Origin of the sequence: Gracilimonas amylolytica, from assembly GCF_002911695.1 — a bacterium.
Taxonomy (GTDB): Bacteria; Bacteroidota; Rhodothermia; order Balneolales; family Balneolaceae; genus Gracilimonas; species Gracilimonas amylolytica.
The window spans coordinates 1-6,057 of sequence record NZ_PQBS01000038.1; the positions used below are offsets into that span (position 1 = coordinate 1).

A 6,057-nucleotide genomic window follows, 5' to 3' on the forward strand; every position below is an offset into this window, starting at 1 on the left:
CCTCTTTTAGACTTCTTAGGAAATATTTTGTTGGTTAGCTACTAACAAAATAAAGCTACCGAACCATGGCAGGCAATCTCTTGCGCTCCTCCGGGTAAAACCCTTATTGCGAATCAAAGCCTGTCATGGCAGGTAGTTATCTAAACCCATATAGTATGGAAAGTATACCTTTTTAAAAGAGGCGGGAAGATAACTACTCGGCAGCTATTCAATCTTAATTAAAATAGGTAAATAGCTATGGAAATTACAATTAAATGGCGCTTTATCGTAGGTATTGACATTTCTAAACACACCCTGGATATCTCTTTATTTGATCGCCAAACCGGCGATAGAAATATGTTGCAGGTGCCTAACACTCAGGAAGGGTTCCACAACTTAGCCGAGTGGATGGAAGATCACGAAGTAACTCAATCACAGACGATACTTATTAGTGAACACACCGGACGCTATGGGGAGCACTTGTTACGATGGAGTACACGGACTGGTTGGCCTCATGCGGTGGTAAAGACAACGGCCCTGGAAAAAGTTAGCTGGGAACATCACCGTAAAACGGATGAATTTGACGCCAGCCAACTGGCAGAATATGGAGCTCGATTTAATGACCGATTACAGCTGGCAGAGGCTCCAAAACCCACGCAAGCACAATTAAAACGGCTTCAGGCCGAAAGACGGAAGATGGTGGATCGACGAGCAGCCCTCAAGAGTAAGCTTGGCGAGGCTGAGTTTCATGATGCGGACATGAGCCAATTAACCAAGATGTGGAACCAACAGGTAGAACTTCTCACCCAGCATATCGAGCAGCTGGAATACACCATGGATGAGCTGATCCGTCAGGACCCAATTCTGTGCAGGCGCCATCAAACCTTGCGAACAGCTCCCGGTATCGGTCCGGTCATTGCACGATTTTGGTTGTGCATGTTTGCTGGGAAAGACCAACTCAATCCCCGGAAAATATCTTCTCGATTTGGCTTTGCCCCACACGGGCGAAGCTCCGGAAGCTCGGTCAAAAGCCCGGATCGATCCACCGGGTACGGAAACTCCGAATTGCGGCGATTAATGCATCAGGCAGCCCGCAGTGTAGCCAACCACAAACCACACTATCACCAATATTACGAGAAGAAAATTAATGAAGGCAAGCATGAATTAGTTGCTATCAACAACATCATCAATAAACTGATTCGTCTGTACTGTGCCATGTGGAATAACCGGGCAGAATATGATCCAAAACACATTCAGAAAATGATCAAGAAATACAAAAAATCAGCCTAATCCACTTGATTTAGTCATAGTATTCGCAATGACCGGGTTTTGCATGGTTTGGAATTGTATTAAATAACATCCTGATAATCTTCCTTAATCCCTAAAATCCCGGTTCATAGCGATACACTTACCAAAGCTCCTGCGGAATTAACGATCTAATTTATCAACACGACGTCTTCTCCCCTGTGTAAGGCCTGCCTGACGGTAGGCAGGGGAACTCAATGTCATATTTGGAATGCCATTTAACCCTTGAGATCCATCGCGTTCAACAACATATCGAATATAACTGAGTGGGCGCTCTGGATGACAACTATTGGGCGTATTCAAGAAAAGAGCCACTCCAATGTTCGAGATTCCCATCCCGCCTATTCATACCGCAGAACATTCTTCACGCCTTCGATCTTTTCGAGGCGCTTCATGATGCGTTCAAGGTGGTCGATGTCATCTACGTACAGGGTTATGATTCCCTCAAACATGCCGCTGTCGCTATTGACGTTAATGCTCTTCATGTTTGTCTCCAGTGATTTGGACAGCACATCCGTGATATCGTTGATCATCCCCACGCGATCACCCCCAATGACCTTGATGGCTCCAAGGAATTTGGTATCCAGATTCTTGGCCCAGCTAACGTCCACGATGCGTTCGGCCTCGGTCTTCAGTAAATGCTGAGCATTATTACACATCGCACGGTGGATCTTAATATCGCCGGTGCGACTGATAAAACCGATCACATCGTCACCGGGAATGGGATTACAGCAGTTGGCATAGGAATATTTGATGTTACTCAGCTCACCGTTGATGTACAGCGACTTCCCATCCCCATATGAACGAGCCTCACTCAGATATTTATCCTGAATTTCACCTTCGGTGACCTGCTTGGATTCAGCGTCCTCACCTTCATTATCCTCAAAGCGACCGGTACTTTTATATTTCTTGACCGCCATAAACAGATCATTTACCTCAAAAACACCGGATCCGATATCAAAGAACAGTTCCTGGGTGGACTCATAATTGAATCGCTTGGCGAATTTATTGAGCTCCTGTTCTGAGATCTCGATACTTCCCTTCTTCGCGCGTTTGTCCCAGATCTCGCGACCTTCCTCAGCCACCTTACGCTGCTTCTGCTTGATGAACTGCCGGATGCGCGACTTCGCCTTATGGGTCACAACATCATCGATCCAATCCGGATTCAGATTGATCTTATTACTCGTGATGATCTCCACCTGATCCCCGTTATGCAAAGTTTGCCGGAGTGGCACCATCTTTCCGTTAACCTTCGCCGCCATCGCTCGCTCTCCGATCTCACTGTGGATCTCAAAGGCAAAATCAATTGGGGTCGCATTTCTTGGCAGGGTCTTCAGCTCCCCGTTTGGGGTGAACACATAGATCTCATCCTTATACAGATTCAGCTGAAAATCTTTAACGAAATCCGTAGCTGCATCGGGGCGAGGATTATCCAGAACATCCCGAACCCAGTTTACAAATTTATCGAGGGTATCGGAACCCTGCTGAGCTCCCTCCTTATATTTCCAGTGAGCCGCCAGGCCTTTTTCAGCAATGTCGTCCATACGGCGGGTTCGGATCTGCACCTCCACCTTACGTCCCCGGTTGGTGATCACCGTAGTATGAAGCGACTGATATCCATTATTTTTTGGAACCGAAATAAAATCACGAAAACGTTCAGGAATGGGCGTGTACCAATCGGTGATGATGGAATACACGCGCCAGCAATCCTCCTTGGTATGCGGATCCTCCAGAATAATGCGAATGGCAAACAGGTCGTAGATCTCCTCAAAAGGCTTTTGCTGCCGCTGCATCTTCCGGTAGATAGAAAAAATATGCTTGGGCCGACCTTTGATCTCAAACTTGAACTGCATCCTACCTAGTTCTTTCTTGATCGGCTCCATGAATTCATTGATGAATTCTTCGCGGTCCTCTTTTTTCTCCCGAAGCTTACGTGCTACAAATTTATAGGATGTGGGATCGATGGCTTTAAAACAAAGATCCTCAAGTTCATTCTTGATGCGGAACAATCCAAACCGATGAGCCAGTGGTGCATACAGATCCATGGTTTCAGAAGCGATCTTCACCTGCTTTTCCCGCTTGAGGTGCTGAATGGTTCGCATATTATGCAGCCGATCCGCAAACTTGATGAGCACCACGCGAATGTCCTCGGCCATGGTCAGAAGCAGCTTCATAAAAGCTTCTGCCTGCTTGCTGTCACGACTTTTAAAAACACCTGTGATCTTGGTCACCCCGTCAATGATCACCGCCACCTCTTCCCCGAACCAATATCGGATGTCATCCAGGTTCACGTCGGTATCCTCTACCGTATCATGCAGCAGGGATGCGATCACAGACACATCATCAATATTGATCTCACTGGCTACGATCTTGGCCACTTCCACCGGGTGGTAATAGTACGGCTCACCGGAAGCACGGGATGTTTCTTTATGAGAAAGGTAGCAAAGCTTGAACGCCTTGGTAATGGCCTCCACATCTACATCCTGAATGTGCTCCTGACACACTTCGATCAGGTTCTGCAGGTCATCAGCCTGAACTTTATCGAGGGTGTAACCCTCAAGGTCATATTTATCTATGGAGGCAACTCGGCTCATATACTTTTTTTCTACCCTTAAAAGTAGGTATTAACTAAGTCTAAAACATTATGTATAGTGAATTCAGTGAAATAAGTATTCCGTTGTCACTCTGAGCGGTTATGCTGTGGCATTGACCTCTTCAACTCAACACGAAGAGTCTCAATCTTAATTTCTACATCATAAGTCATCCGGGCATTGAGATCCTTCGCGGTCAGCAACAGTGCCTAATACTGCAATAAATGCGCTCAGGATGACAACAATATAGCACTAGATCATCGTATCAGGACCATTATCCTAACAACCGCAATCACTGTTGTCACTCTGAGCGGTTACTTAATAACCACGAACTCCTCAGCTCAACGCGAAGAGTCTCAATCTTAGTTTCTACATCCTAAGTCATCCGGGCTTTGAGATCCTTCGCGGTCAGCAATCATTCCTAATCCAGCACTACATGCGCTCAGGATGACAGCCTTGTGTAACTGAACAATCGTGTTAGGGCCATAACCCTACCAACCGCAACCACCGTTGTCACTCTGAGCGGATACTTATTGATCACGAACTCCTCTGCTTTACGCGAAGAGTCTCAATCTTAATTTCTACATCATATGTCATGCAGGCTTTAAGATCACGCCGGCAGTCGGATTCAGTCCTTCGCGGTTAACAGTCATTCCTGATTCTACAATAAATGTGCTCAGCCTGCCTGCCGGCGAGGCAGGGATGACAACAATATAATACTAAACTATCATGTCAGGATGATATGTAAAAAAAGCGGATATGACATTCACATCCGCTTATTGAACAACAATCTTTCCATTAAAAACTGATTGAAACACCAAAGGCGATGATACCGCTGCTGTCTTTTACATCCTGCAGACTTGGATTCTCCAGATCATAGGATGTATATCGGTACTCCACAAAGGGTTTGATCTTAGGAACGATGGATACCTTTGCACCGGCCATCATATTCCAGAACAAACTGCTTTCATCGGCGCTGGTCGGACCTACGTTACCTGGATCATTTTGTACATCGGAAATCGCCTGCTCATAGTTATTGGTTCCCAGGCCTAATCCCACATACGGTTCAAGCAATCCCAGCGAAACGCCACCAATAGCGGATACTCCCAGCTCATAGTTGGTCAGATCCTCGGAATAGCTGATCCCATTTTCAGTCACGCTATTCTCATCACTGTAATAACTTCCGTGCAGCCGAATACCCAGATTCACGATGGGCAGCTGAGACAGAATGCCTTTTTGAATGCGAATGCCGAATCCATTTTTAGGATCTTCTTCACGCAGCTCATAGGATGCCCCGATCTCAAACTGTGCTAAGGTGGTGGCTGAAAACATCGCCGTCATGATCAATATCAGTGGTAAAATTCGTCTCATAGATACTCTCCGTTTATTTATGGTTGAACCAAAGTTACAAAAGAGTTAGGATAGTGTTTAGTGGGAAATAGGTGTAAGATTTTAGGTACAAGGTTCCAGGTGTTAGGTGTTAGGCCTTCGAATCAGACTTTGTTCTTTTTTAAAACCAAGTCATTGCGAGGCCTTCAGCGAAGCAAAGGCCGTGGCAATCTGCCTGATTTATTTGGGAGATCGATTTCGGGAGATTGCTTCGTTGTTCACTTTTCTAAACCTACATTATACCACAGGGCGCCTCGCAATGACCGGGTTTATAGACTTAAGGAATAAGTACTACAATAAATTACATGAAATTCCTCCTTCGAAGGAGGTGCCGGGCTGAGTGAATACGAAGCCGGACGGAGGATGTAAGGGGGTGGGTTTGGCTTGGTTGCCTTCAGACCCGCACTCACATCCCTCGGTAAAATCAGTAAACTGATTTTCGCCTCTCCCTTCTAAGGGAGAATTTTTTCAAGTCAGAGATTAATCCAGATTTCCATTACCTGGCTCTTTTGGAAATATACCTCGAAGCCAAATTGACGTGAGCCGAAAGATGGAGATGCTTTTCTAAGCCCAAATCGGAGCTAATGCCAGGTTTGAGACCCCTCGCGGTAACCAACCTAAATCGGTATTCAGCTCCAATGCGACTCGGGGTGACAACTCTTGTGTTTTGTAGATGTGGAGATATTAGATTTTGGACTCCAAGAATTGTCATTCGAGACCTTCAGCGAAGCATAGGCTGTGGTAAGCTGATCGATCTATTTGGGATATTGATTTCGGGAATACCCGGATCTTT

The 6,057-nt window shown here is 45.9% G+C and carries 3 protein-coding genes; 1 reads left to right on the forward strand and 2 read right to left on the reverse strand.

All coding sequences use genetic code 11. The features are described 5' to 3' along the window. Nucleotides 1–237: 237 nt before the first annotated feature. Nucleotides 238–1,269, forward strand: coding sequence for an IS110 family RNA-guided transposase (locus C3B73_RS11955; RefSeq protein WP_103664590.1), 1,032 nt, complete (start codon nucleotides 238–240; stop codon nucleotides 1,267–1,269). A gap of 356 nt (nucleotides 1,270–1,625) precedes the next feature. Here the strand turns inward: C3B73_RS11955 and C3B73_RS11960 are convergent, their stop codons facing one another. Both C3B73_RS11960 and C3B73_RS11965 read right to left on the reverse strand, forming a co-directional pair. Then, nucleotides 1,626–3,878: a RelA/SpoT family protein gene (locus C3B73_RS11960; RefSeq protein ID WP_103665851.1), complete on the reverse strand. Its 2,253-nt coding sequence runs from the start codon at nucleotides 3,876–3,878 to the stop codon at nucleotides 1,626–1,628. A gap of 795 nt (nucleotides 3,879–4,673) precedes the next feature. Further along, the gene (locus C3B73_RS11965; protein ID WP_103665852.1) at nucleotides 4,674–5,246 is read right to left on the reverse strand and encodes an outer membrane protein; all 573 of its coding nucleotides are present in this window, start codon (nucleotides 5,244–5,246) and stop codon (nucleotides 4,674–4,676) included. Between the last annotated feature and the right edge of the window lie 811 nt (nucleotides 5,247–6,057).

Excerpts from the sequence above, each read along its gene's own strand:
- C3B73_RS11955 (WP_103664590.1), top strand. The coding sequence starts at position 238 with ATGGAAATTACAATTAAATGGCGCTTTATCGTAGGTATTGACATTTCT.
- C3B73_RS11960 (WP_103665851.1), bottom strand. The coding sequence starts at position 3,878 with ATGAGCCGAGTTGCCTCCATAGATAAATATGACCTTGAGGGTTACACC.
- C3B73_RS11965 (WP_103665852.1), bottom strand. The coding sequence starts at position 5,246 with ATGAGACGAATTTTACCACTGATATTGATCATGACGGCGATGTTTTCA.